Source organism: Stenotrophomonas sp. RS-48, assembly GCF_030053245.1.
In the GTDB taxonomy this organism is placed as follows: Bacteria; Pseudomonadota; Gammaproteobacteria; order Xanthomonadales; family Xanthomonadaceae; genus Stenotrophomonas; species Stenotrophomonas maltophilia_P.
Window position 1 is genome coordinate 51,722 of sequence record NZ_JASGBV010000019.1, and the last position, 24,949, is coordinate 76,670.

Annotated in this window: 18 protein-coding genes; 7 read left to right on the forward strand and 11 right to left on the reverse strand. The window is 67.5% G+C overall.

The window, feature by feature from the left end; genetic code table 11:
* Together QMZ25_RS04450 and QMZ25_RS04455 are read right to left on the reverse strand one after the other, a co-directional pair.
* Window positions 1-1,878, reverse strand: coding sequence for an EAL domain-containing protein (locus QMZ25_RS04450; protein ID WP_065174381.1), 1,878 nt, complete (start codon window positions 1,876-1,878; stop codon window positions 1-3).
* 44 nt (window positions 1,879-1,922) lie between these two features.
* Window positions 1,923-2,540 carry a DUF4126 domain-containing protein gene (locus tag QMZ25_RS04455; RefSeq protein WP_065174382.1) on the reverse strand — a complete coding sequence of 206 codons (618 nt, stop codon included), beginning with the start codon at window positions 2,538-2,540 and terminating at the stop codon, window positions 1,923-1,925.
* Window positions 2,541-2,719: 179 nt separating this feature from the next.
* Between QMZ25_RS04455 and QMZ25_RS04460 the strand changes: the two genes are divergently transcribed.
* From QMZ25_RS04460 to ampE, 5 genes are all read left to right on the forward strand, one after another.
* A complete protein-coding gene (locus QMZ25_RS04460; protein ID WP_053515594.1) occupies window positions 2,720-3,463 on the forward strand; it encodes a DUF6776 family protein in 744 nt (247 codons plus the stop codon).
* A gap of 4 nt (window positions 3,464-3,467) precedes the next feature.
* Window positions 3,468-3,932, forward strand: a complete 465-nt coding sequence (locus QMZ25_RS04465; protein ID WP_053515596.1) for a polymer-forming cytoskeletal protein — start codon at window positions 3,468-3,470, stop codon at window positions 3,930-3,932.
* A 31-nt stretch (window positions 3,933-3,963) separates the two neighbouring features.
* Entirely contained in the window at window positions 3,964-4,356 is a 393-nt protein-coding gene (erpA, locus tag QMZ25_RS04470) for an iron-sulfur cluster insertion protein ErpA (RefSeq protein WP_053515598.1), read from the forward strand.
* A gap of 118 nt (window positions 4,357-4,474) precedes the next feature.
* Window positions 4,475-5,380 carry an NAD(+) diphosphatase gene (gene nudC / locus QMZ25_RS04475; RefSeq protein WP_283219190.1) on the forward strand — a complete coding sequence of 302 codons (906 nt, stop codon included), beginning with the start codon at window positions 4,475-4,477 and terminating at the stop codon, window positions 5,378-5,380.
* A gap of 144 nt (window positions 5,381-5,524) precedes the next feature.
* The gene (gene ampE, locus QMZ25_RS04480; protein ID WP_283219191.1) at window positions 5,525-6,412 is read left to right on the forward strand and encodes a regulatory signaling modulator protein AmpE; all 888 of its coding nucleotides are present in this window, start codon (window positions 5,525-5,527) and stop codon (window positions 6,410-6,412) included.
* A gap of 68 nt (window positions 6,413-6,480) precedes the next feature.
* Here ampE and QMZ25_RS04485 read toward each other — a convergent pair whose 3' ends face one another.
* The 9 genes from QMZ25_RS04485 to QMZ25_RS04525 form a co-directional block, all read right to left on the reverse strand.
* On the reverse strand, window positions 6,481-6,900 hold the full coding sequence (locus QMZ25_RS04485; RefSeq protein WP_065174385.1) for a DUF2752 domain-containing protein: 420 nt from the start codon (window positions 6,898-6,900) through the stop codon (window positions 6,481-6,483).
* A gap of 52 nt (window positions 6,901-6,952) precedes the next feature.
* Window positions 6,953-7,231 (reverse strand): CD225/dispanin family protein, encoded by a 279-nt coding sequence (locus tag QMZ25_RS04490; protein WP_065174386.1) that lies wholly within the window; start codon window positions 7,229-7,231, stop codon window positions 6,953-6,955.
* A 30-nt stretch (window positions 7,232-7,261) separates the two neighbouring features.
* Window positions 7,262-7,549, reverse strand: a complete 288-nt coding sequence (locus QMZ25_RS04495) for a CD225/dispanin family protein (RefSeq protein ID WP_053515606.1) — start codon at window positions 7,547-7,549, stop codon at window positions 7,262-7,264.
* A gap of 182 nt (window positions 7,550-7,731) precedes the next feature.
* Window positions 7,732-9,621, reverse strand: a complete 1,890-nt coding sequence (locus QMZ25_RS04500; RefSeq protein ID WP_065174387.1) for an MFS transporter — start codon at window positions 9,619-9,621, stop codon at window positions 7,732-7,734.
* A gap of 75 nt (window positions 9,622-9,696) precedes the next feature.
* The gene (yccS, locus tag QMZ25_RS04505) at window positions 9,697-11,877 is read right to left on the reverse strand and encodes a YccS family putative transporter (RefSeq protein WP_065174388.1); all 2,181 of its coding nucleotides are present in this window, start codon (window positions 11,875-11,877) and stop codon (window positions 9,697-9,699) included.
* A 96-nt stretch (window positions 11,878-11,973) separates the two neighbouring features.
* Window positions 11,974-14,031, reverse strand: coding sequence for a TonB-dependent receptor (locus tag QMZ25_RS04510; RefSeq protein WP_065174389.1), 2,058 nt, complete (start codon window positions 14,029-14,031; stop codon window positions 11,974-11,976).
* Between the two features lie 222 nt (window positions 14,032-14,253).
* Window positions 14,254-17,376, reverse strand: coding sequence for an efflux RND transporter permease subunit (locus QMZ25_RS04515; protein ID WP_065174390.1), 3,123 nt, complete (start codon window positions 17,374-17,376; stop codon window positions 14,254-14,256).
* Between the two features lie 31 nt (window positions 17,377-17,407).
* A complete protein-coding gene (locus QMZ25_RS04520) occupies window positions 17,408-20,641 on the reverse strand; it encodes an efflux RND transporter permease subunit (RefSeq protein WP_053515615.1) in 3,234 nt (1,077 codons plus the stop codon).
* Between the two features lie 74 nt (window positions 20,642-20,715).
* Window positions 20,716-21,957, reverse strand: a complete 1,242-nt coding sequence (locus tag QMZ25_RS04525) for an efflux RND transporter periplasmic adaptor subunit (RefSeq protein WP_283219192.1) — start codon at window positions 21,955-21,957, stop codon at window positions 20,716-20,718.
* A gap of 185 nt (window positions 21,958-22,142) precedes the next feature.
* Between QMZ25_RS04525 and QMZ25_RS04530 the strand changes: the two genes are divergently transcribed.
* Together QMZ25_RS04530 and queF are read left to right on the forward strand one after the other, a co-directional pair.
* Window positions 22,143-23,462 (forward strand): M20 family metallopeptidase, encoded by a 1,320-nt coding sequence (locus QMZ25_RS04530; RefSeq protein WP_053515620.1) that lies wholly within the window; start codon window positions 22,143-22,145, stop codon window positions 23,460-23,462.
* A gap of 542 nt (window positions 23,463-24,004) precedes the next feature.
* Window positions 24,005-24,823 carry an NADPH-dependent 7-cyano-7-deazaguanine reductase QueF gene (gene queF, locus QMZ25_RS04535; RefSeq protein ID WP_065181541.1) on the forward strand — a complete coding sequence of 273 codons (819 nt, stop codon included), beginning with the start codon at window positions 24,005-24,007 and terminating at the stop codon, window positions 24,821-24,823.
* The last annotated feature ends 126 nt before the right edge of the window (window positions 24,824-24,949 follow it).

Below are 24,949 nucleotides of genomic sequence, written 5' to 3' on the forward strand. Positions count from 1 at the left end.
TCAGAGCACCGCGTTGTGGAAGTCGAAGTTCAGGTCGCTGCCGGCGGACTGCACCATGTTGCCCTGGATGTAGTCGACCCCTCCCACCCACATCGCGGCCGCTGCCTGCGGATCTTCGATCTGCTGCCCGATGATCTGCAGACCGGCGCCGTGCGCCCGCTCGATCGCCCTGCGCAGTTCTTCGCGCGTGCCTGGATTGGCGTGGCTGCTGGAGAAGCGTGCAGCCATGCGTACGAACGAAAGCGGCAGCTGGCCCAGCAGCGCGTCGGCATCGTTGCCGGGCTCGAACTGGCTCAGGCAGAAGCGCACGCCGGCCTGCGCCATGCGCTGACAGAACTGCTGCAGCGGCACGGTGTGGATCAGCGCATCAGGCAGGCGCACGTCGATGACCAGCGCACTGCCTGGCAGGTCGCGCTGCTGCAGCGACTCCAGCAGCCAGTCGGCGAAGGCGTCGCGCTGCAGGGTACGCAGCGACTGCGAGACGAACAGATTGAGCGGCTGGGTGGCATGCCGGTACAGATCCAGCAGGCCCAGCGCATGATCGAGCACCTGCTGGTCGAGGTCGGCGATGCGGCCGGCGGCTTCGGCGGCCGGAATCACCTGGCCGGCGGTCAGCACGGTGCCGTCGGCCTGGCGCAGCCGCAGCAGGACCTGGTACTGCGCGCTGCCTCCACCGGCGACGGCGACGATGGGTTGGTAGGCCAGTTCCAGCTGGCCTTCCAGCAGGGCCAGATGCTCCTGTTCGCTGATGGCCTGCCGATGCACGTGGCCGGCCACGCCGGCACTGAGCAGGCGCGCCTGCAGGGTCGTGCGCTCGACGGCTTCCAGCGCACTGGCGGCATCCTCGAAGCCGGGCGACAGCGGTGCATAGCCGACCACGCCACGCAGGTGCACCGATTCGTCATCGCGGATCACGAAGGCCCTCGCGGAGAGCTGCTCGCGCAGGGTGGCGGCCACGCTCTCCAGCCTGTCCTCATCGGCATCACGCGCCAGCAGCAGGAAACTGTTGTCGTTCAGGCGCGCCAGCAGGTGCGGATGGCCGGCTTCGGCCAAGCGCTGTCCGGCCTGCACCATCAGCCGTTCGAACGCAGCGTAGCCATAGCGCTCGCGCAGGCCCAGCGCGCTGGCCACCTCGATGAAGAACAGGCCGCCACGATCATGGTGGGCCAGGGCGGCGTTGAGCTGCTGCAGCACATGATGGCGCGTCGGCAGGCCGGTTTCAGGATTGCTGGTGGCCGGCGTGCCGGAGGCGCCGGGCAAGGTTGCCGCCTGCGCGCGGGCACGGCGGATGCGGTTGGCGACCGCCGCGATCAGGTGCCGCGGCCGGATCGGCTTGCTCAGGTAGTCGTCGGCACCGCTGTCGAGCACTTCGAACTGGCGCTCCGGATCGGGATCGCCGCTGAGGAACACGATGGGCAGCAACTGCAGGCCGGGCTGCTGGCGAATCATCGCCGTCAGCCGCATGCCGTCCAGGCCGGGCAGGTGCAGGTCCATCAGGATCAGGTCAGGGCGATGGTCCTTGATCGATTGCTGGACGCCTTCGGCATCGCTGAGCACGATGGCCTGCATGCCGGCGCCGTGCAGCACGCTCTGCGCGAACAGGGCCTGCGCACGGTCGTCCTCGACGATCAGCACGCGGTACGGTGAATCCGCCGGCGCCGGTGCCGGGTCGTGGTTGCCCGCCTCGGGCTGTGAGGTGACGCCCGGCAGCGGCGGTGGAGCACCGCCGGAGGCAGGCCCACTGTCAGCGACGCTGGACGGAACCGATGGGGAGGCACCCGCGTCCACCACCGCAGTGGCCCAGCGTTGCCAATGATCGGCCGGTGGCGTTTCAGCGCGACCCGGGCGGACGCCTGCGGGGGATTCAATTGCGGCCATGGGGGCTCCTGATGATCGCAGCCATTATGCGACACGCCCGGCGTTCATCTGGTGCGTGGCTGTTGCCGGTCAGTGCCGTTGCCGGCACGGGCAAGCCAACGCACGCCGCGCCACAGAGCGCGCCATGCCAGCCAGACCAGCAATGCGCCGGCCAGGCTGCATGCCAGCACCACGACCAGCGCGATCCAGGGGTGTGCCAGGGCCAATGCCAAGCCGCCAACCACCACGGTGTCTTCGGCGATCGAGGCGACCCAGTTGCTGGCCGGCTCCGGCGAGGTGTTGAGCAGGGCACGGGTGCCCGCCTTCAGGCCATGGCTGGCCAGGGCTACGCCGGCGCCGGCAGCGAGCGCACCGGTACCCAGCTGCCCATCCGGCGACAGGGTGGCGGCGGCGAGGAAGGCGCCGGCGGGGACCCGGGCAAGGGTCTGCACCAGGTCCCAGACCGAATCCACGCCGGGAATCTTGTCGGCAAAGAACTCGGTCACGGCCAGCGCCGCTGAGGTACCCAGCACCCACCACGACTCGGTCGCCTGCAGGGCGGGCGGCAGGTCGACCCAGCCCAGCAGGCCGGCCAGGCCGACACCGAAGACGGTGAGGTAGACACGGATGCCGGCCAGCCAGGCCAGCAGGATGCCGATCACGAACAGGTGGGCTTCGGTCATGGCGATGCTCCGATGGCGGAACTGTGCGAGGGGCCACACTATCGACGATGGCGTGCCTGAACGCCACAGACCTCGGTCGCCTCCAGCGCAGGAATCCCGCCGATCCTGTCATACACTAGCCCGTCGTTTGCCACACGGGCCGTGCCGGTGTCGCGCCCGCGATGCCACGGGATCTACCCATGACCAACCGTCCTCCCATGCGCGTGCAGGTCCGCCTGCCCGGCGCGTCACATCCGCCCGCGGACCGCCGTCGCCTGTGGGTGATTGGAGGCATCTGGCTGCTCAGCCTGGTGCTGGCCACGATCGGAGGCTGCTGGATGGGGGCGCCGCGTGGCGAGCAGGGACAACGGTTGCAGGCGGCCGAGAAGCGTGCCGAGAGCCTGCAGGCGCAGCTGACCGAACTGCGCCAGAAGCAGGCCACGCTGGAAGCCTCCGACCGCATCAGCCGCGCCGCCAACAACGAAGTGCAGTCCTCGCTCGCCGAGCGCGACGAAGAGATCGCCGGGTTGCGCGCGGACGTCGCCTTCTATGAGCGCCTGGTCGGTTCGACCAGCCAGCGCAAGGGCCTGAACACCCACTCGATCGAGTTCAGCCCGGAATCGGCCGGCACCTGGCAGTACACCGCCGTGCTGACCCAGAACCTCAACCGCGGGGCCATCAGCCAGGGGCAGATGCGTTTCACCGTGGAAGGCGTGAAGAACGGCAAGCTGGCCACGATCAGCTGGGATGATCTGCACCAGCGCAGCAAGGTGCCGGGACAGGACTATTCGTTCCGGTACTTCCAGCAGCTCACCGGCAGCGTGATGCTGCCGGCTGACTTCACTCCGCAACGCGTGCGGGTGACATTGGGGAGTGGTGCGGGGGGCGCCACCCAGGTATTCGACTGGAAACAGGCCGGCGCGCCGGCCAGCAAAGGGGAGTAGGCAGATGTTCGGAAACAGCAAATCCAACCGTGACGGCCAGCTGGTGGTGGATGCCCTGATCGGCAACCAGGTGGTGATCCGCGGTGATGTGGAGTTCAGTGGTGGCCTGTACGTGGAAGGTCGCATCCATGGCAAGGTGATCGCCGCCGAAGGCGCCAGCACCGCGACCCTGACGCTCGCCGAGCATGGCGTGATCGAAGGGGAGATCCGTGCCCAGGTGGTGGTCATCAGCGGCCGCCTGGAGGGGGATGTCCACGCCACCGAAAAGGTCGAACTGACCCCGAGCGCGCGGGTCAACGGCAATGTCCACTACGAGGTGGTGGAGATGAACGCCGGGGCCCAGCTGAATGGACGCCTGATCCATGCCAGCGCACCGCTGGCGGCCCTGCCTGCACCCGAAAGCGGGGATCCCGCCAGTGGCAAGGGCGACACCGCGGCCCGACGCAAGCTGGCCGAAGCGATGGCTTGAAAGCCACCGCCGGTGCCCCCATGCTGATGCCATGAGCACGCTAGTCTCCCTGCCCGGCGCCCCCACGGCGGCCGCGCCCGATTACCAGTCGCTGGAGCGGCCGCTGAACTTCACCGAAGCAGCGGCCTCCAAGGTCAAGTCGTTGATCCAGGAAGAGGGCAACCCCGATCTGGCGCTGCGTGTGTATATCGAGGGTGGCGGCTGTTCGGGCTTCCAGTACGGTTTCGAGTTCGACGAGAACCGTGCCGAGGACGATCTGGCGGTACAGACCAGCGGGGTGACCCTGCTGGTCGACCCGCTCAGCCTGCAGTACCTGATGGGGGCTGAAGTGGATTACACCGAGAGCCTGACCGGCGCGCAGTTCGTGATCCGCAATCCGAACGCGAAGACCACCTGCGGTTGCGGCAGCAGCTTCAGCATGTGATGGCAGGGCGCGGGGCCTGCGCTCCGCGCCAGGTGTGTCGAGCGGTCTCCACACCTCACAGCAGAATGCGCACAGCGCCGACCTTGCCACCCGCATCGAATGGCGGCAGGCTTGCTGGATGTCCAATATTCTTTCGCCGCTGTCCGGTTTCGCCTTCATTGGCGAACCGCTGGAGCGCGCCGATGCCCTGCGCGAAGATGCCGATGTGCTGGCACGCCTGTGGCCGGATGCGCGGGTTCTCGTGCTTGACCAGGACGGCAGTGCCTTCACCGGTGCTGATGACCAGCCACTGGCGCTGACCGGCGCCGACATCGGGGGCGGCCCCGGTGCCGCGATCTTCCTGGGTCTGCGGGGTGAGCAGGCCTGGTTCTCGGTGGAAGCGTCCGCGGTTGCCGTCACTGCGCCTGGCCGGCTCGACCTGCGCCAGGCGGCACTGCTGTGGCCGGTGGCCGATGCGACCGCTTTCAGCTACGCACGCGGCATGTCCTACTGGCATTCGCGCACGCGCTTCTGCGGCGTCTGCGGGGGGGCGGTGGCCTTTGCCCGCGGTGGCTTCGTTGGCCGCTGCGGGCAGTGCGCGACCGAACACTATCCCCGGGTGGACCCGGCGGTGATCGTCGCGGTGGAAAACCAGGGCCGGTTGCTGCTGGGGCGGCAGTCCAACTGGGCGCCGCGCCGCTATTCGGTACTGGCGGGTTTCGTCGAGCCGGGCGAGACCTTCGAACAGACCGTGGTGCGGGAAGTGCACGAGGAGAGCCGGGTGCGCATCACTGCCTGCCAGTATCTCGGTTCACAGCCCTGGCCGTTCCCGGGCGCGCTGATGGTGGGGTTCCGCGCGCAGGCGCAGGACGATGTGCCGACCGTGGATGGCGAACTGGAGGATGCGCGCTGGTTCAGTGCCGACGAGGTGGGCGCGGCGTTGGCACGTGATGTCGAAGATGATGGCCAGGGCATCCGCCTGTCGCTGCCGATCTCGATTTCGCGGGGGCTGATCGAGCACTGGTATCGCCAACAGCGGGGTTGAAGACCGCACCGGCCTGTCAGAACGGCGGCGACCATTGCCGCCACCTGAACACGGCCCGGGTTACAGTGCGGCAGACCGCTGATGGCGGCGTCGCGACGGGTAAGGTAGCGACGCCGAGCGCCTTGTTTCGTAGGGAGACCTGCCATGTTCACCACTCTGGCTGCCGTGCTGGTTGCACTGGCCCTGGGCCATGTCGCCCCGGCCGCTGCCGCCTCGCTGCGCCGCTTTGACAGCTTCCGGCGCTGGCTGGGCTGGCTGGATGCGCACGGCGGCAAGGCCTGGCAGGGCCCCATGGGCGTGGTGCTGGCGCTGCTGCCGCCGCTGGTGTTGATGGCGCTGCTGGCCTGGCTGCTGCGGGGCGTGCTGTTCGGGCTGCCCTCGTTGCTGCTGGGCGTGGCGGTTCTGGCCTGGTGCTGGGGGCCGCGCGACCTGGACCGCGACATCGAAGCGATCATCGATGCCGATGACGCACCGACCCGGCAGGCGGCCGTGCGCCATCTGCAGGCGGCCGGTGGCAGCCTGCGCGAGGAGGTACCCTCGCTGGTGGAGGCGACCGTACTCAATGCGCTGCGCCGCTGGTTTGCGGTGCTGTTCTGGTTCCTGCTGCTGGGCCCGGTGGGCGCGCTGGGCTATCGCCTGCTGGCGCTGATGTCCGAAAGCCCGATGCGTGCACGCGTACCGGTGGAACCGCTGGCAGTGGCCCAGCGCCTGCTGGGCTGGATCGAATGGCCGGTGGCACAGTTGATGGCGTTCTCGATGGCACTGGTCGGCAACTTCGACACGGCGTGGAAGGCATGGCGGCAAGCGCATGGCGAGCGCCTGGTCGGAGGCGTCGGATTCCTGGGTGCGGTGGCGCGGGCCAGCGTCAATGCCGAGCTGCGCGAGGACGCGCATGACTACACCGAGGCGGGCCTGCTGCCGGTCTGGCAACGTCTGCCCGACCTGCGCGATGCCATGAGTCTGGTGTGGCGGATGCTGCTGCTGTGGCTGGCGGTGCTGGCCGTGCTGGTGATCGCCGGCTGGGTGACGTAGCCGCTGGCCAGGCGCGTGCGGCCTGACCGCAGCACGCGTTGCGACGCGCCTGGACGCGAAGTGGGAATCTAGACCGGCGCCAGTGCGGTGAACGGTGCCCACGGCAGGTTGCGCAGCAGAGCGTAACCGGGCAGCAGCCACAGCCAGAACATGGGGTTGGCCAGAATCCGCATCAGCGGATCAAGCACACGCGGGCGGACGCCGGCGATGTTCAGCAGCATCAGCAGCAGCAGGGGCAGGCTGATGACCAGCAGCGGGTTCATCGCCATCGCGCCGGCCAGATCGAAATGGACCAGCGAGTAAAGGCAGCGCGTGCTGCCGCAGCCGGGGCAATACAGGCCGGTGAGTGCGTACAGCGGGCAGCCCGGCAGGGGATTGCCGGCCACGTAGGGATTGACGTTGCGCAGCACCACGGCCGCGCCTGCGGCCAGGCCGGTGGAGGCCAGCAAGGGTGCCCAGCGGGCGAGCCGGGAAGGAAGAGCGGACACGATCAGGCGAAGACGGATCCGGCGCGGACGCCGCCAGATCCGTCCGCAGGCCTCAGTAGCTGCCGTTGCTCATCGCGCCGATGCCACCGAGCACGACGAAGAACAGCACGTACAGCACGACCATGATGACCCAGGCGATGGCCGACCAGATGGCCCACTTCTTGGCCTTGGCGGACGAGTCCTGGGCACCGGCGATATCGCCAGCGGCCAGCTTGCCGTTGACCTGTGCCGCATAGACGATCGACACGATGCCGACCGGCAGGCAGCAGAGCAGGGTGCTCAGGATCGCCCAGACCAGGTTGTTCGGGACCTGCGGAGTAGCGGTGTTCATGATTCAAGCTCCTTGATGGGTGGTGGTGGATCAATGGTCGGAAAGAGCGCCCAGCGCGGCCAGGCCGCCGAAGAGCCCGAACCACAACAGCAACAGGACCGGAAGGGCCGCGGCCGAAGCCGCCGCCCACCAGCCCGCCTTGCGTGACGCGCTATAGGCTCCCGCCAGATCGCCGGCCGCGCGGCGGCCATCGACCTGGGCGGCATACACGATCGACACCACGCCCAACGGCAGGCAGCAGAACAGCGTCGTCAGGATCGCCCACACCAGATGGTTGGGGATGTAGACCGGACGGCCGAGTGGTGGCGGTTGATTCAACGTGAGACTCCATTCCTTGGTGGCCGACCGTTGTGAACGGGCCGGACCTCCCCCCTGTGGGTGCGTAATCTACCGCAACCTGCGTCGCATGTATGCGTTTTCAGCCCGGCAATGACGGGCATGGCGCTTGACGCTGGCGTATGTGGGGCGGGGGCCGGCTACGCGCGAACGGGGGGATTGCGTCAGGCGTGATCGCCGCGAAGGGCGCGGACCTGGGCTTCCAGTGCCGGCGCGTCGGTGCTGCGACCATCGATGGCAGGCGCCGCCACCACCTCGACGGTGGCGCGGAAGCGGCGCGGAACCCGCATGCGGCCAAGCCGGCTGTCGCGCCGGCTCCACATGCTCGACCACATCCCGCGCAGGGCCATCGGCACCACCGGCACCGGCCGGCGTTCGAGGATCTTCTCGACGCCGGATTTGAACGGCGCCATCTGCCCATCGCGGGTGAGTGCTCCCTCCGGGAAGATGCAGACCAGCTCACCCTCGGCCAGCGCCGCATCGATCTCCTCGAACGCGCGCTGCATCAAGGCCTCGTCCTCGCGAGCCCCGGCAATCGGGATGGCCTTGGCGGTGCGGAAGATCCAGCGCATCACCGGGATGTTGAAGATCCTGTAGTACATGACGAAGCGTACGGGGCGCGGAATCGTCGCCGACAGGATCAGTGCATCCATGTAGCTGACATGATTGCAGACGATCAGTGCTGCGCCTTCATCCGGCACATTGGCTTCGATGCCATGCGGGCGCAGCCGGTACAGGGTGCGGACCATCACCCAGCTCAGGAAGCGCATCAGGAATTCGGGGACGATGGTGAAGATGTAGATCGCCACCACGGCATTGGCGATCGCCAGCGCCAGGAACAGCTGCGGGATGCTCCAGTGCAGCAGTTCGCGCGCGGCCAGCGACAGCAGTGCGGCGGACACGATGAAACCGGAGTTCTGGATGTTCAACGCGGCAAACACGCGTGACATCTGCGCTTTCGGCGTGCGGCTCTGGATCAGGGCGAACAGCGGAACGACGAAGATGCCGGTGAACAGGCCGATTCCGACAAGGTCGATGACGATGCGCACACTGCCGGGCTGCTGCAGGAACTGGGTGATGCTCAGCCCCTGCACGGTGGCCTCACCGCTGCGGGCGAAGTACAGATCGAGCAGGAACGCGGTCATGCCGAACGCGCCCAGCGGCACCAGGCCGATCTCCACCGTGCGCGCCGACAGCCTCTCGCACAGCAGCGAGCCAACGCCGGTGCCGATGGAAAACAGCGCCAGTGCCAGCAGGTACAGCTTGGGTTCGCCGCCCAGGTTGGCCAGCGCATAATTCGGCAGCTGCGAGGTCAGCACGGTGCCGATGAACCAGAACCAGGACACGCCCAGGATCGCGTTGCGCACCGCCTTCTGCTGGCGTGCCATGCGCAGCACCACCAGCGACTCCGGCAATGGGTTCCAGTTGATCTTCAGGCCCGGGTCGCCGGCATCGACCCTGGGAATCAACCGCGCCGCGATGTTGCCGCAGACCGCCAGGGCGATGACCAGCGATGCCGCGAACACGGGCCCGTGGCTGCCGGCCAGCAGGAACACGGCGCCGCCGATGATCATCCCTGACAGGATCGAGATCGATGTGCCCATCTCCACCAGCCCGTTGCCACCGGTCAGCTCCTCGGGTTTGAGTACCGAGGGCAGCACCGAGTACTTCACCGGGCCGAACAGGGTCGACTGCATGCCGGTGCAGAACAGCGCCACCAGCAGGAACGGCAGGTTCTCGGTGAGGAAGCCGATCGCTGCCAGCGACATGATCACGATCTCCATCGTGGTGGTGATCACGATCAGCCGCGACTTCTCCAGTTTGTCGGCGATCTGCCCGGCCAATGCCGAGAACAGGAAATAGGGAAGAATGAAGATCGCCGGCGCCAGCGTGGTGTACAGCGAACGCTGCTCTTCGGACACGCCCAGGTAGAACAGCAGGCCGATGATGGCCTGCCGGTATACGTTGTCGTTGAAAGCGCCCAGCGCCTGCACGATGAAGAACGGCAGGAAGCGGCGCTGGCGCAGCAGGGCGAACTGGTTGTGACCGGACATGGAATCTCCTTGACCGGCGCAGCCTAGCATTCCTGCCCGCCGGCCGGGCCCGGATCCAGTGCTGCCGGGCGGCGGTCAGGTCAGGCTGCGTACGGCCTCGTTGGCGGCGGCACGCAGCTTCGGCAGCAGGCGCAGCACCAGCGCCATCTGGGTGCGGATCAACTGCAGCTTCGGTGGCATCACGTCCTCGATCTGCTCCAGCTCCGCAGCGACTGCGCGGTCGGCATCATTGTCATCCTCCGCAACCGCCTGCCGTGCGGCCAGCGCGCCGGCCAGCTGCTGCAGCGCCTTGCGCACCCGGTCGCCGGCGGCCAGTGCCAGCGGGTCGCCGGCGTAGCTGTCGACCTGGTCGCGGTGGGCACCCAGTGCCGACAGATGACCGAGCAGGGTGTTGGACAACGCCAGGAAGTGGAAGCCGGCATCCAGGTTGCGGCGTACATGGCCGGGCTCGCGCAGCATGTTCGACAGTGCAGTGGACAGCGCCGCGTCGGCATTGTGCATGTCGCGGCGGGCGATGCGGTAGGCCAGGTCATCGTGCATGCCACTGCGGTACTGGCCCAGCACCGCATCCAGGTAACGCGCGGCGGTATCCAGTACCCGTGACAGGACCCGATGCAGCTGACGTCCCTGCCAGTCCGGCAGGATCAGGAAGGCGGCCGCCGCAGCGATCGCACAGCCCAGGATCGTGTCCACCATGCGCGGCACGATCAGTACGAAGCCATCGCCGATCAGGTTGAAGCAGGTCAGCGCCATCACCGTGATCGCGGCCGAGGCCACCAGGTAGCGATCGGTGCGGGTGAAGAAGAACAGCAGCGCCGACAGCAAGGCGATCAGCAGCTGCACGTGCAGCTGTGGGAACAGCTGCAGCAGCGCCCAGGTCAATACCAGGCCGGCCAGGGTGCCGACGATGCGCTGTGCCAGGCGCTGGCGCGTGGCGCCGAAGTTCGGCCGGCACACGAAGACGATGGTCAACAGCACCCATGAACCGTTCTGGGCATTGAACAGGCGGATCGCCAGGAAGCCGGCGATCAGCGCCAGCGCCATGCGCAGGCCATGGCGGAACAGCACCGAGCCGGGCGTGAGCTGCTGGCGCAGCCGTACCCCCATCTCGCGCAGGGTGTGCGGGTTGCTGTCGCGCAGGCGCGTGTCGACATTGTCCAGGCTGGCCTCGGAGCGTTCGGCGTCGAGCAGCCGGCGCTCGATGCTGCGCAGGTTGTGCACCAGCAGATCCAGCGAACCGAGCAGGCGCTGCCATTGCGGACGCTGCTGGTCGCGCAGGTAGGCCAGCGCGTCGGCGAGGTCGCGTCCGGCCTGCTGGTTGCTCTCGCCATACACGAACGGGCGGCGCAGGCGGATGGCTTCGCCCAGACGCGCGCAGGCCTGCCCCTGCAGATCGAGCAGGCGCTGGCAGCGGTACAGCACGTCGCTGTGGAAGAACGCATCCACCAGTGCGCCATAGGGATAGTGCGAGGAGCTGGCGCGCTCGTGGAAATCCTGCGCCATGTAGTACAGGCGCAGGTACAGGCCGGAGTTGACCCCGGGCCGGCCGGAACGGCCGAAGCGGGCAAGGATCGCCGTCTTTGCTTCGTTCAGGGCTCCCACCACACGCCGGTTCTGTTCGGCCAGGTCCAGCTGGCGGCGCTGCAGGTCGGCCTCACGCACCGGCTCGAACAAGGCGGCTTTCAGCTGCAGGTAGCGGCCCAGTTCCTGGTAAAGACGGGCCACGCGTTCGCGCACCGGGCGGTTGGCGAACAGCGCGGTCCAGACGATGGACAGCAGGCCATACCAGACCGCACCGGCCAGCAGGTGGCTGACCGCATGCAAGGCACGTGGCAGATCTCCGGCGCCGCCATGCTGTTCCAGCCCGATCATGGTGTAGATGGCCAGGGTGACCGTGGCCTGGGCGATGGAGGCGTAGCGTTCGCCCAGAGCACCCAGCAGGGTCAGGCCGAAGGTGGACAGCGCCAGTGCGCCGATGAACAGCCACGGCCACGGGAACAGCGCGATCACCGAGGCGGCGGCGATGCAGAAGCACAGCAGCGACAGCAGCACCGCCTTGGTGCGGCCCCACCAGTTGTCGTCGGTTTCGGCGATCGCGCTGGCGATGATGCCAAGGAACGCCCCGGGCAGCGCGGGGAGCGCGTCCAGCTGCCAGCACACGGCCATCGCAGCCGACAGGGCGATGAACACGCGCAGGCCATAGCTGGCTTTCTCGTGTGCCCACAGGCGGCTGAGGCGGGAATGGGACGCGGACATGCAGGCTCGGGCGGCGGATTGCCTCCATTATGGCGGTGTGCGCGTGGGTGCGGTGTTCAATGTGCGGACCCACGGTCCGCACCCGCACAAGCCGGGTTACATCTCCCAGCGCACGCTCACCGCGAAGGTGCGCGGCAGGCCGACGCCCGCGTTCGACCAGTACCTGCGATTGGCCAGGTTCTCCACGCTGGCGCGCAGGGTGACCGGGTGCCCCGACGCCATCAGGCGGTAGCCCACACCGGCATTGACCAGGGTGTAGTCGGGCAGCTTCAGGGTATTGTCGGCGTCGTACCAGACATCGCCGTAGTAGCGCACGGCAGCATAGGTTTCCAGTCCATCGACCCACGGCAGCTGGTAGCTGGCATGCAGCACACCGCTCCAGCGCGCGGCGCCGACGGTGCGGTTGCCTTCCTGCGCGGCATTGTCGGGCGACAGCCTGTCGTAGGTCGGGTCCAGCCAGGTCACGCCGCCACCCACGGTCAGCGCATCGGTCAGGTGCAGGTCGGCGCTGGCTTCCACGCCTTCGTACAGGGTGATGCCATCCTGCACCAGGCGCAGGCCGGCGTCGGTGGGCTGGTCGATGTTGGCACCGCGTTCCAGGCGGAATGCGGCCACGTTCGCATTCCAGCGCGAGGCTTCTACCTTGGCGCCGACTTCGTACTGCTTGCTGATGGTCGGACCCAGCACATCACCGGCGTTGATGTAGGGGTTGCCCACGCGGCTGCCGGCTTCCAGCGATTCAATGTAGCTGGCGTACAGGGTCACGGCCTCGCTGGGCTTGAACATCACCGCATAGGTCGGGGTGACCGGGTAGGTGTGGTAACGGCCCTTGGTCTCGAAGTCGTTGTAGCGCCAGCCGGCCAGCACCGACCAGCCCCCGCCGAAGTCCACGGTATCGCTGGCGAATACGGCCTGCTGCACGGTTTCATCGCCGCGGGTCATCACCCGCGAACCCACCGCGTCGTGGCGGATGGCCGAACGCTGGTACAGGTTGGCGCGACCAATGGTGTTCCACTCGTAGGGGCGGTCCCAGCCCAGCCCGGTCTGGTGGCTGACGCCGGCCACCAGCTGGTGCTGCAGCGGGCCGGTGCGGAAGCCGCCCTGCACCAGCGCCTGCGCCAGTTTCCATTGGCTCTTGCCGCCCAGCTCATACACATTCACGTTGTAGTCGCCGTTCGGATCGTCGATGTAGGCGAAGATCTTGTTGACGTCGTTCCAGGAGGTGGTGACGCCGTAGCTCAGGCTGGCCTTCCAGCCGCTGTTGATCTGCCAGGTGAACGCCGTGGACAGCAGGCTGGAACGGGTATCGTAGTAGGTGCCCGGCACGCTGTTGTCGACGTCGCCGGCAATCGGCCGCGGCAGCGAGGTCATGCCGATGAAGTAGTACTGCGGCGACTCTTCGCTCAGGTCGCGCGACTGGAACACGCCGTCGAAGGTCCAGGTGAGCGCATCGCTCAGGCGCGCGTCCAGCGACAGCGCGCCGACCTTGCGGTCGACATGGCCACCGTTGAAGGTTTCGCCCTTCTCCTGATACGCGTTGAAGCGATAGCCGAACATATCTTCGTTGCCGAAGCGGCCACCGGCATCGACACCACCACTGATGATGGCCTGTTCGCGCCAGCCCAGCTGCGCCGAGAAGGTGGGGGTATCGGTCGGCTTCTTGGTGATGTAGTTGACGATGCCGCCGGGCGCGCCGAAGCCGTACAGGAAGCCGCCGGGGCCCTTCAGCAGGTCCACCTGTTCCATCACTTCCAGCGGCCATTCGGTGCCCCACGAGGACACCTGCAGACCGTTCACGCGGTAGCTGTCGTAGTTCAGATCGATGCCGCGGTTGCGGATGGGCGAGCTCCAGCCGCTGGCGTAGGCGCTTACCTGGGTGGTGACCGATGGATCGAACAGGAAGGCTTCGCCCAGCGATACGACCTGGCGCTGCTCGAGCTGTTCGCGGCCGACCGCAGTAATGGCGAACGGGGTATCGCGCAGGGCACGGTCACCCAGCGCGCCGGCTTCGGTGTGGGTGCGTTCGCCGACCACCTTGATGGCGTCCAGGTCGGTGGCGCTGCGGGCATCAGCCTGGGCTTGCGCATGGGCTGCGCAGGCGGTGGACAGGGCGGCGGCCAGCAGGGCCAGGCGCGGGGTGCGGAACGAAGGCATCGATCGGATTCCTCGGCGGACGGCCACAGGCCATCCACCCATGGTTGGGGGAAGAGGCAGTGGCTGGGATCACGCAGGCTGTCCGTGAACTGGGAGCGGGGCGCCGCAGGGGCGCAGGACCATGGCTGGTTGCGAATTGTTCTCTTTTCGTTACAGCGCGTCAAACCGTGAGCGTCGCCCGGGTGGTAGCGGCGCGCCGGGCGTGGCCCGGCGCTACCGAGGCTAGGCGCGCTGCGCGCGCTTGAGCAGTTTCGCCTCGCGCCTGCGCGCGCGCCGCGCCCGCCAACGCTCGGCCAGGCAGGAGAAGATCACGTACAGGGCCGGCGTGCTGAGCAGGGTCAGACTCTGCGAGAAAAGCAGGCCACCGATCATCGCGATGCCCAGCGGCCGGCGCAGCTCCGACCCTTCGCCCAGGCCGATCGCCAGCGGAACCGCAGCCAGGATGGCCACCATCGTGGTCATCATGATCGGCCGGAAGCGGACGATGCTGGCCTCGCGTGCGGCCTCGCGCGGGGTCAGCCCGTGCTCGCGCTGCGCCACCAGCGCGAAGTCGATCATCATGATCGCGTTCTTCTTGACGATGCCGATCAGCAGCACCAGCGCGATCATCGAGATGACCGACAGCTCGGTGTTGGTACCGAACAGGGCCAGCAGCGCGCCTACGCCTGCCGCCGGCAGCGTGGACAGGATCGTCACCGGATGGATCAGGCTTTCGTACAGCATGCCCAGCACCAGGTACACGGTCAGGATCGCCGCCAATACCAGGATCAGCATGTCGCTGGGATCGGAATTGAAGCCAAAGCCCGCATCGTCGGCCAGGCGGATGTCGCCCGGCATGCGCATGCCGGCCACGGTCGCATCGATGATCGCCTTTGCCTCGCCCATGCTGACGCCGGGGGCGAGGTTGTAGCTCAGGTCCATCGTCGTGTACTGGTTCTCATGCGTGATCTGCGAAGGCGCCAGCCCCGGTACCTGGGTGGCCACCGCAGTGATCGGCACCATCTCGCCATTGCCTGCGCGCACATGGACCTCGTCCAGTGCGGTGGGGGTCGCCGTCTGCGAAGGCAGGGCATTGACCACGACGCTGTACTGGTTGATGTCCGAGTAGATCGTCGAGATCTGGCGCTGGCCGAATGCACCGTACAGCGCACCGTCGATGGCACCGACCGAGACGCCCAGTCGCGCGGCCTTGGCGCGGTCGATCACGATGTTCTGGCGCAGGCCGGCGTTGTCCACGTCGGTGCCGACATCGCGCAGCTTGGGATTCTTCTTCAGTTCCGCCTGCAGCTTCGGCAACCACTCCTGCAGCGCCGCCAGATCGTTGCCCTGCAGCGAGATGCGGTACTGCGCGCCCTGGCTGGAGCCGCCGCCGTCGTTGCTGGGCAGATCCTGGATGGCGCGCAGCCGCAGCTGCAGGTCGGGATAGCGGTCGGCCTTGGCGCTCAGTCGCGCCAGCGCATGCGCGGTGGTCTCGCGGCGGCCTTCCTTGCGTGACTTCAGTTCGACATTGAACTGCGCGCTGGAACCCTGGCGGCCACTGCCCAGGCGCACGCCGACGGTCTTCACCGCCGGGTCGGCCATCAGCATGTCGGTGATGCGGCGCTGGCGGTTGACCATGTCCTCGAAGGACACGGTCGCGCTGGAGTTGGCGCGGCCCCAGATGAGCCCGGTGTCCTGTGGCGGGAAGGCGCCCTTCTTCACCGCGCCGAACAGGAAGACGGTCACGCCGATCAGGATCAGCGGCGTGAGCGAGAGCAGCAACGCGTGGCGCAGGGAGAAATCGAGGAACACCGTGTAGATGCGCAGCATGCGTTCGTGGCCGGCGTCCAGCCAGCGGCCCAGGCGCGAGGGTGCCGCGCGATGGTCGTGCGCACTGAGGAACCGGCTGCACAGCGCCGGCGTCAGCGTCAGCGAGACGATCATCGAGACCACGATCGCCGCCACCAGGGTGACGGTGAACTCACGGAAGAACGCGCCCATCATGCCGCTGGCGAACAGCAGCGGGATGAACACCGCAACCAGCGAGGCGGTAATCGAGACGATCGTGAAGCCGATCTCGCGTGCGCCTGTGAACGCCGCCTGCAGGCGCGGCATGCCTTCGTCGAGGTGGCGCATGATGTTCTCGATCACCACGATCGCATCGTCCACCACGAAGCCGATCGCGATCACCAGCGCCAGCAGGCTCAGGTTGTTCAGGGTGAAGCCCAGCGCATACATCACCAGTGCGGCGCCGGCCAGCGACAGCGGCACCGTCACGGCCGCGATCAGGGTCGGGGCGAGCCGGCGCAGGAACAGCGCCATGGTCAGCACCACCATCGCCAGGCTGATCAGCAGGGTGATCTGCACTTCGTGCAGCGACGAGCGGATCGTCGGCGTGCGGTCGAAGTATGGCGTCATCGTGGTGCCCGGCTGCAGGTAGTCACGCAGCGTCGGGATCTGCGCCTTCACCCGGTCGACGGTCTCCACGATGTTGGCGCCGGCGCGGGTGAACACATACATGACCACCGCGGGCTTGTGGTCGAACCATGCCGCCTGGTAGGCGTCCTGCTGGCCGTCGTAGACGTTGGCGACGTCCTTCAGGCGGATCACCCGGCCGTCGCCTTCGGTCTTCACCACCAGGTTGGCGAAGTCCGCAGCGCGGGCCACCGAATCGTTGGTGATGATCGCGGTGGTGGAGTTGCCATCGCTGAGGAAGCCGGTCGGCGAGGTCACATTGGCCGCGCGCACCGCGTTGCGCAGGTCGTCGGCGGTCAGGCCCAGCGCGTTCATCAGCCGCAGGTTCACGTCCACGCGCACTGCCGGCGTCGACGCGCCGGCGATGTCCACGGAGGCCACGCCGCTGATCTGGCGGATGCGCTGGGCCAGCAGCGAGTCGGCCACGTTGTACAGCTCATCGGCCGACTGCGTCTGCGAGGTCAGTGCGATGGCGATCACCGGGTCGTCGTTCGGATTCGCCTTCTGGTACATCGGCGAGCCCATGCCCGAGGGCAGATCGGCCTGCGCGGAATTGATCGCGGTCTGCACGTCCAGCGCCGCCGAATCGATGTCACGGTCGCTCTGGAAGATCATGAACACCAGCGAGCTGCCTTCCGAGCTCGACGAGCGCATGCGGTCGATGCCCGGCAGCTGGCCCAGATGACGCTCCAGTGGTGCGGTGACCGTGGAGGCCATCGTCGCCGCGTCGGCACCGGCCTGGCTGGCGTGCACGAAGATCACCGGAATCTGGATGTTCGGCAGTGCCGAAACACCCAGCCTCAGGTAGCAGATCAGGCCCACCATGAACAGGCCGATGGCCAGCAGGGCGGTACCGATCGGGCGGCGGATGAAGGGGCCGGACAGGTTCATCGCGCGGCCCCCCGCAGCAGCGGGGCAGGGGTCATGCCTGCGGCTCCTGCAGCGTGCCCTCGCGCAGTGCGCGTTGCTCGCGGCGGCGCGCCAGCCACTCGGAGAAGCGCTCCATGTACAGGTAGATCACCGGCGTGGTGTACAGCGTCACCAGCTGCGATAGCAGCAGGCCGCCGACGATGGCGATGCCCAGCGGACGGCGCAGTTCCGAGCCGATGCCGGTACCCAGCGCGAGTGGCAGCGCGCCGAGCATGGCCGCAGCCGTGGTCATCATGATCGGGCGGAAGCGCAGCAGGCAGGCGCGGCGGATCGCTTCATGCGCGTTGGCACCGGCGCGGCGTGCTTCGATCGCGAAGTCCACCATCATGATGCCGTTCTTCTTGACGATGCCGATCAGCAGCACGATGCCGACGATGCCGTCCACCGACAGGCTCAGGCCACACAGCATCAGCGCCAGCAGCGCGCCGACGCCTGCCGGCGGCAGGGTCGAGATGATCGTGATCGGATGGATGTAGCTCTCGTACAGCACGCCCAGCACGATGTAGATGACCACCAGCGAGGCCAGCAGCAGCCACACCACATCGGTCTGGCTGCCGGTGAACTCGGCGGCCTTGCCGATGAACTCGGCATGCAGGTGCGCCGGCATGTCCAGACTGTCCTTGGTCTCCTGGATCGCGCGTACCGCTTCGGACAGCGAATAGCCCGGCGCGACGTTGAACGAGACGGTCACGGCAGGCAGCTGCTGCTGGTGGCTGACCACCAGCGGCGCGCTGGTCACCTGGCCTTCGGCCAGCGCCGACAACGGAATGATGTTGCCGGCACCGACCGTGATGCCGGTGTTCTGCGCGCCGATGCCGGTGGCCGTGGAGGAGTTGGAGGAGGTGACCTGGCCGAAGCTGGTGGCGTTGGTGCCGGTCAGCGCGCCAGCACCGTTGGAGGCCACCGCCAGCTGCTCCATCAGCGCGGTGCTGGTGCGGAACTCCGGTGCCACTTCCAGCACCACGCGGTACTGGTTGAGCTCGGTGAAGATGGTCGAGATCTGGCGCTGGCCGAACGCATCGTAGAGCGTGTCGTCGATGGTCTGCATCGGCACGCCCAGCACGCTGGCCTTGTCACGATCGATCGTCAGCTGCAGGGCACGGCCCTGGTTGGACAGGTTGTTGTCCACGTCGGCCAGCTCCGGCCGCTGGCGCAGGGCCTCGGTCAGGCGCGTGGCCTGGGTGGCGACGGTGGCCGCGTCCACGTCCGACAGGGAGTACTGGTACTCGGTCGCGGCCACGCGGGTGTCGAGGGTGACGTCCTGCACCGGCTTCAGATACAACGCTACGCCGGGAATCCCGGCGACGGCCTCCTGCAGGCGCGGCAGGATCCGGTCCAGCCCATCACGCTGGCTGCGCTCCTTCAGCACGATCGACAACTGGCCCTGGTTGAGCGTGGGGTTCATGCTGCCAGCGCCGATGAAAGCCGACACGCCAGTCACATCCGGATCCTTGCGCAGCGCTTCGGCCACCTGCCTGGTGCGCTGCTCCATCTGCGGGAACGCGATGTTCTGGTCGGCCTGCACCACGCCGGTGATCAGGCCGGTGTCCTGCTCGGGCAGCAGGCCCTTGGGAATCAGCACGTACAGCAGAACGGTCAGCACAAGGGCGCCGCCGGCCACGGCCAGGGTCAGGCGCTGGTGGTCCAGCACCCAGTCCAGGCTGCGCTCATACAGGCCGACGGTGCGGCTCCACACGGTCTGCTTGCCGGCCGCGTGCGCCCGTTCATGCGCGTCCTCGCCTTCCGGCAGCGCGTCGGGCTTGAGCAGGTAGGCGCACATCATCGGGGTGAGCGTCAGCGAGATCAGCATCGACAGCACGACCGCGATGCTCAGCACCCAGGCGAACTCATGGAACAGGCGGCCGGTGACGCCGGGCATCAGCAGCAGCGGCAGGAACACTGCCACCAGCGATACCGTCAGCGACAGCACGGTGAAGCCGATCTGGCGCGCACCGATCTCGGCCGCTTCCTTGCCGCTCTTGCCCTGCTCGATGTAACGGACGATGTTCTCGATCATGACGATGGCATCGTCGACAACGAAGCCGGTGGCGACCACCAGTGCCATCAGCGAAAGGTTGTCCAGCGACATGCCGGTGAACGCCATCACCGCGAACGTGCCGGCCAGCGACAACGGTACCGCCACCGAAGGAATGATCGTGGCCCACAGGCGGCGCAGGAACACGAAGATCACCGCCACGACCAGGCCGATGGTCAGTACCAGGGTGAACTGCACTTCGTGCACGGAGGCGCGGATGGTCTCGGTACGGTCGTTGAAGATCTCCAGATGCACGTCGGCCGGCAGCACGCCTTGCAACTGCGGCAGGATCGCGCGGATGCGCTCGACGGTCTGCACGATGTTGGCGCCCGGCTGGCGGCGCACTTCGAGAAGGACAGCCGGCTTGCCATCGGCCCATGCGGCCAGCTGGTCGTTCTCCACGCCGTCCACCACCGCGGCCACGTCCGACAGCCGCACCGGGCGGCCGTTCTTGTAGCTGATGATGGTGTCGCGGTATTCGGCGGCACTGGACAGCTGGTCATTGGTGCCGATGCTGTAGGACTGCGTCTTGCCGTTCAGCGAGCCCTTCGGCGCATTGACGTTGGCCTGGGTGAGCGCGCTGCGCAGTTCTTCCAGGGTCAGGCCCATGTTCGACAGCTGCGCCGGATTGACCTGGATGCGCACCGCCGGGCGGACATTGCCGGCGATCGACACCAGGCCCACGCCCTGCACCTGCGACAGGCGCTGGGCCAGGATCGAATCGGCGTAGTTGTTGACCTCCCGCAGCGGGCGCGTGTCCGAGGTGAGCTTCAGGGTGACGATGGCCGCATCGGCGGGGTTCACCCGGTTGTAGACCGGCTGGTAGGGCAGCGACGAGGGCAGGGTGGCCTGGCGGATCGCCGCCTGCACGTCCTGCGCGGCGATATCGATGTCGCGGTCCATCGAGAACTGCAGGATGATCGTCGACAGCCCGGCCGACGAATCGGACGTCATCAGGTCCAGGCCGGAGATCTGGCCGAACTGCCGCTCCAGCGGGGTGGTGACCAGCGAGGCCATCGTGGTGGCATTGGCACCCGGGTACTGGGTGGTGACCACCAGGCTGGGCGCATCGATTTCCGGCAGTGCCGACACCGGCAGCTTGCGATAACCGAGAATGCCCAGCAGCAACAGGCCCGCCATCAGCAGCGAGGTGGCGATCGGGCGGCGGATGAAGATCGTCGAAAAGCCCACGGACTGATCCTTGCTGGCGCTTCAATGGCAGCGCCGGCGTCGATGCCGGCGCGAAAGGAATCGGTGGCCTGCGCTCAGCGCGGGCCACCACCGCGGCGGCCTGCGCCGCCACTCTTCTGTTCGGCGGCCTTCAATTCGGCCTCGGTGGGTGCAGCCGGGGTCTCACCGGGCTTCAGGGCCGTGACCTTGCTGCCGGGCTTCAGGCGGAACTGGCCTTCACTGACCACCCGCTCGCCGCCCTTCAGGCCCTCGGCGATCTGCACGTGGCTGTCGCCCACTTCCACGCCGCTGCGCACGGTCTGCATCTTCACCGTGTTGTCGCCCTGCACGACGTAGACATACTCGCCGTCCGGGCCACGCAGCACGGCCTGGGTCGGAATCACCACGCCGCCGCCGATGGTGCGCAGCTGCATGCGCACATTGACGAACTGGCCGGGCCACAGGCCGTTGTCCGCATTGTCGAACACCGCGCGTGCCTTGAAGGTGCCGCTGTCGGCGCTGATCAGGTTGTCGACCACATCGAGCTTGCCGTCGCCGGACAGCACGTGCGAATCGGCACGGTCCAGCGCGGCCACCGGAACGATGCCGGCCGCCTGTGCCTGGCGCACATCGCCGAGCTGGCGTTCGGGCAGGTTGAACAGCACGTGGATCGGGTGGATCTGGGTCAGGGTGACCAGGGCGGTGCCCGCGTTGACCACGTTGCCGGCATCGACTGCACGGATGCCGGCGATGCCGGAGATCGGCGCAGTGACCTTGGTGTACTGCAGCTGCACCTGCGCCGAGCGCATGCTCGCCTCGTTGGCGGCCACTGCGCTTTCGTACTGTGCCACTTGGTTGCGTTGTGTATCCAGATCGGTCTTGGCGACGTACTGGCGGTACTCGGGGGCATTGGAGCGCTGGTAGTTGGAGCGCGCGGTCGCCAGCAGCGCCTCGTTCTGGCGCTTGGCGGCAGCGGCCTGGTCATAGCTGGCCTGGGCGGTACGTGGGTCGATCACCGCCAGCACGTCGCCCTGCTTCACTTCCTGGCCTTCGCGGAAGTTCAGGCTCATCAGCTGGCCGCCGACCTGAGGGCTGACCGTGACGGTATTCATCGCGGTGACCGTACCGAGCGCACTGGCGTAAACGGGCACGTCCTGGCGCACGGCGTCGACCACGGTCACCGGTACCGGTGCGGCATCGGCGTCATCGCCACCTTGGCCGGCGGCGACGCCGGGCCTGCCGGCCTTGTCCTTGCCACCGCCCAGCACGCGCAGGCCCACCACGGCCAGCACCAGTACCGCCACGACCAGCAGCACGATCTTCCAAACACGTGACATTCAAGGACTCCAAGAGGGCTGGACGGGCGGGGCCCGGTGGGCAATGCGCAAAGCATACCTGTGCCACATCACGTTTCCTGCATGACGGATGGGACGGGCGCTAGGACCGGTGCCGGCCGTGGAGGTTCCCGTAAAGGCAGCGTTGCCCTACATTCAGGTGCAGAACCCTGCCGTGGAGTACCGAGATGCGCCGTTCGTTGCTGCTGTCCGCCCTGATCCTGGCCCTGCCGGCCCTTGCCCATGCCCAGGACGGGCAGCGCCCCGAGGTGACCGCGGCCGCACAGCGGCTGCAGGCCAAAGTGGTGGAGTGGCGCCGTGATTTCCACCAGCATCCGGAGCTGTCCAACCGCGAAGTACGGACCTCGGCCGAGGTCGCCAAGCACCTGCGCGCAATGGGCCTGAAGCCGAAGACCGGCATTGCCCATCATGGCGTGGTGGCGATCATCGAAGGCGGCAGGCCGGGTCCGAAGATCGCCCTGCGCGCCGACATGGACGCGCTGCCGGTGACCGAACAGACCGGCCTGCCGTTCGCCTCGAAGGCGACCGATCAGTACCGCGGGCAGACGGTGGGCGTGATGCATGCCTGCGGCCATGATGCCCATACCGCCACCCTGCTGGGTGTGGCCGAGGCGCTGGTGGCAATGAAGAAGGACCTGCCGGGCCAGGTCATGCTGATCTTCCAGCCGGCAGAGGAGGGCGCGCCGCCGCCGGAAGAAGGCGGTGCCGCGCTGATGCTGAAGGAGGGCCTGTTCGCCGACTTCAAGCCGGAAGCCGTGTTCGGCCTGCATGTGTTCTCCAGCGTGCAGGCCGGTCAGATCGCCGTGCGTGGCGGTCCGCTGATGGCCGCCTCGGACCGCTTCGGCATCAAGGTGATCGGTCGCCAGACGCATGGCTCCGCGCCGTGGAACGGTGTCGACCCGATCGTTGCCACGGCCGATCTGGTCGGTACCGCGCAGACCATCGTCAGCCGTCGCGCGAATCTGTCCAAGCAGCCGGCGGTGCTCACCTTCGGTGCGATCAACGGCGGCATCCGCTACAACATCATTCCGGACGAGGTGGAGATGGTCGGCACCATCCGCACGTTCGACGAGGGCATGCGCCAGCAGATCTTCGCTGACCTGCGCAACGTCGCCGAGCACACTGCGGCCGCGCACGGGGCAAAGGCGGTCACCGACATCTACGAATCAGAGGGCAACCCGGCCACGGTCAACGATCCGGCGCTGACGGCGCGCATGCTGCCGAGCCTGCAGGCGGTGGTGGGCAAGGACAACGTGTACGAACCGCCCCTGCAGATGGGCGCGGAGGACTTCTCGCTGTATGCCAAGGAGGTGCCGGGCATGTTCTTCTTCGTCGGCTCCACCAGCGTGGGCATCGATCCGGCGACGGCACCGGCCAATCATTCGCCGAAGTTCCTGCTGGATGAGAAGGCGCTGGACGTGGGACTGCGTGCACTGCTGCAGGTGAGCCTGGACTACCTGCATGGTGCCGGCACCCCGGCAGGGTGAGGCTTTGCGGCAGGGCTTGCAGCCCTGCACCCCTGAAGCAACGGCAACGTCAACGGCAAAAGCGGTGCTGGATTTCTGTTGGTTGGGCGGGGCGGTGTGGGCCTGCAGGACACGCCGTAAACCCGTCCATGGGGGCTCGATGGCGCCATCCATGGCGCCAACGGTCCTGCAGGCCCACACCGCCCCGCCCCCGACAGGTTCACGCGGCTGCTGGTAGGTGTCGACCTTGGTCGACACAGGCAGACATCGGGAATGTCTGAAGGATTGGCTTTTGATTTTGATTTTTCTGATCTTTCCCGTGGTGGTGGCTGCGTGCAGGGAACTGTCAGGGGCCGGGTGGGTAGGCGGGGCGGGGGTGTCCGCGGCATGGATGCCGCGGCCAAGCCCCCAAGGACGGGTTTACGGCGTCCCCCGACCCGCCTACCCACCCGGCCAAGCCGATAGACCGCCTTCCACGACCAACCGACAAAACCACCACGGAGGGGCTCCGCCGTTGGCCGGCCCGGCCGGAGGCCCGGCCCCGTCGCGATACAATGCGCACCATGAACACCCCCCAGGATTCCAGCCTCGGTCGCGAGGTCAGTTACCCGTCGCAGTACGATCCCGGCCTGCTGTTTCCCATCCCCCGCCGCGCCGCCCGCGCCGAGATCGGCCTCGACGACACCGCGCTGCCGTTCGTCGGCCATGATCGCTGGCATGCGTTCGAGCTGAGCTGGCTCGACCCGCGTGGCAAGCCGCAGGTGGCCGTCGCCACCGTGCAGGTGCCCTGCACCTCGCCGTGCCTGATCGAATCGAAGTCGTTCAAGCTGTACCTGAATTCCCTCAACAGCACCCGCATCGACAGTGCCGAGGCACTGCATGCGCGTCTTGTCGACGATCTGTCAGCCTGTGCCGGCGCACCCGTGCAGGTGGCGTTCGGCCTGCCCGAACTGCGCCCGGTACCGCTGGGCGAATCCATCGACGGCCTGGACCTGGAGATCGACTGCTACGGCCCCCCGCAGGCGGACTTCCTCTCGGCCGACGCTGCGCAGCCGGTGGAGGAGACGTTGGTTTCCGCGCTGCTGAAATCCAACTGCCCGGTTACCGGCCAGCCGGACTGGGCCACGGTCAGCCTGCGCTATCGGGGGCCGAAGATCGACCGGGCCGGCCTGCTACGCTATCTGGTGAGCTACCGCGAGCACGCGGAATTCCACGAGCAGTGCGTGGAGCGGATCTTCAGCGAGGTCTCCGCGCGCTGCCGGCCGCAGTGGCTGGAAGTGGAAGCGCGCTACACGCGTCGCGGCGGCCTCGACATCAATCCATGGCGCGCCAGCCCCGGCATCGCTGCCCCGGCCGCGACCTACCGCGAGCTGCGCCAGTAACCGCCGCAGGCGGTTACGGTAGCGCCGGGCCACGCCCGGCGAGCGCAGCGGGCCCACCAACCCCTCGCAGGCGGTTACGGGTAGCGCCGGGCCACGCCCGGCGAGCGCAGCGGTCCCAGCCACCGC

Coding starts and splice junctions, on each gene's coding strand:
- QMZ25_RS04450 (WP_065174381.1), bottom strand. CDS start 1,878: ATGGCCGCAATTGAATCCCCCGCAGGCGTCCGCCCGGGTCGCGCTGAA.
- QMZ25_RS04455 (WP_065174382.1), bottom strand. CDS start 2,540: ATGACCGAAGCCCACCTGTTCGTGATCGGCATCCTGCTGGCCTGGCTG.
- QMZ25_RS04460 (WP_053515594.1), top strand. CDS start 2,720: ATGACCAACCGTCCTCCCATGCGCGTGCAGGTCCGCCTGCCCGGCGCG.
- QMZ25_RS04465 (WP_053515596.1), top strand. CDS start 3,468: ATGTTCGGAAACAGCAAATCCAACCGTGACGGCCAGCTGGTGGTGGAT.
- erpA (WP_053515598.1), top strand. CDS start 3,964: ATGAGCACGCTAGTCTCCCTGCCCGGCGCCCCCACGGCGGCCGCGCCC.
- nudC (WP_283219190.1), top strand. CDS start 4,475: ATGTCCAATATTCTTTCGCCGCTGTCCGGTTTCGCCTTCATTGGCGAA.
- ampE (WP_283219191.1), top strand. CDS start 5,525: ATGTTCACCACTCTGGCTGCCGTGCTGGTTGCACTGGCCCTGGGCCAT.
- QMZ25_RS04490 (WP_065174386.1), bottom strand. CDS start 7,231: ATGAACACCGCTACTCCGCAGGTCCCGAACAACCTGGTCTGGGCGATC.
- QMZ25_RS04500 (WP_065174387.1), bottom strand. CDS start 9,621: ATGTCCGGTCACAACCAGTTCGCCCTGCTGCGCCAGCGCCGCTTCCTG.
- yccS (WP_065174388.1), bottom strand. CDS start 11,877: ATGTCCGCGTCCCATTCCCGCCTCAGCCGCCTGTGGGCACACGAGAAA.
- QMZ25_RS04510 (WP_065174389.1), bottom strand. CDS start 14,031: ATGCCTTCGTTCCGCACCCCGCGCCTGGCCCTGCTGGCCGCCGCCCTG.
- QMZ25_RS04515 (WP_065174390.1), bottom strand. CDS start 17,376: ATGAACCTGTCCGGCCCCTTCATCCGCCGCCCGATCGGTACCGCCCTG.
- QMZ25_RS04525 (WP_283219192.1), bottom strand. CDS start 21,957: ATGTCACGTGTTTGGAAGATCGTGCTGCTGGTCGTGGCGGTACTGGTG.
- QMZ25_RS04530 (WP_053515620.1), top strand. CDS start 22,143: ATGCGCCGTTCGTTGCTGCTGTCCGCCCTGATCCTGGCCCTGCCGGCC.
- queF (WP_065181541.1), top strand. CDS start 24,005: ATGAACACCCCCCAGGATTCCAGCCTCGGTCGCGAGGTCAGTTACCCG.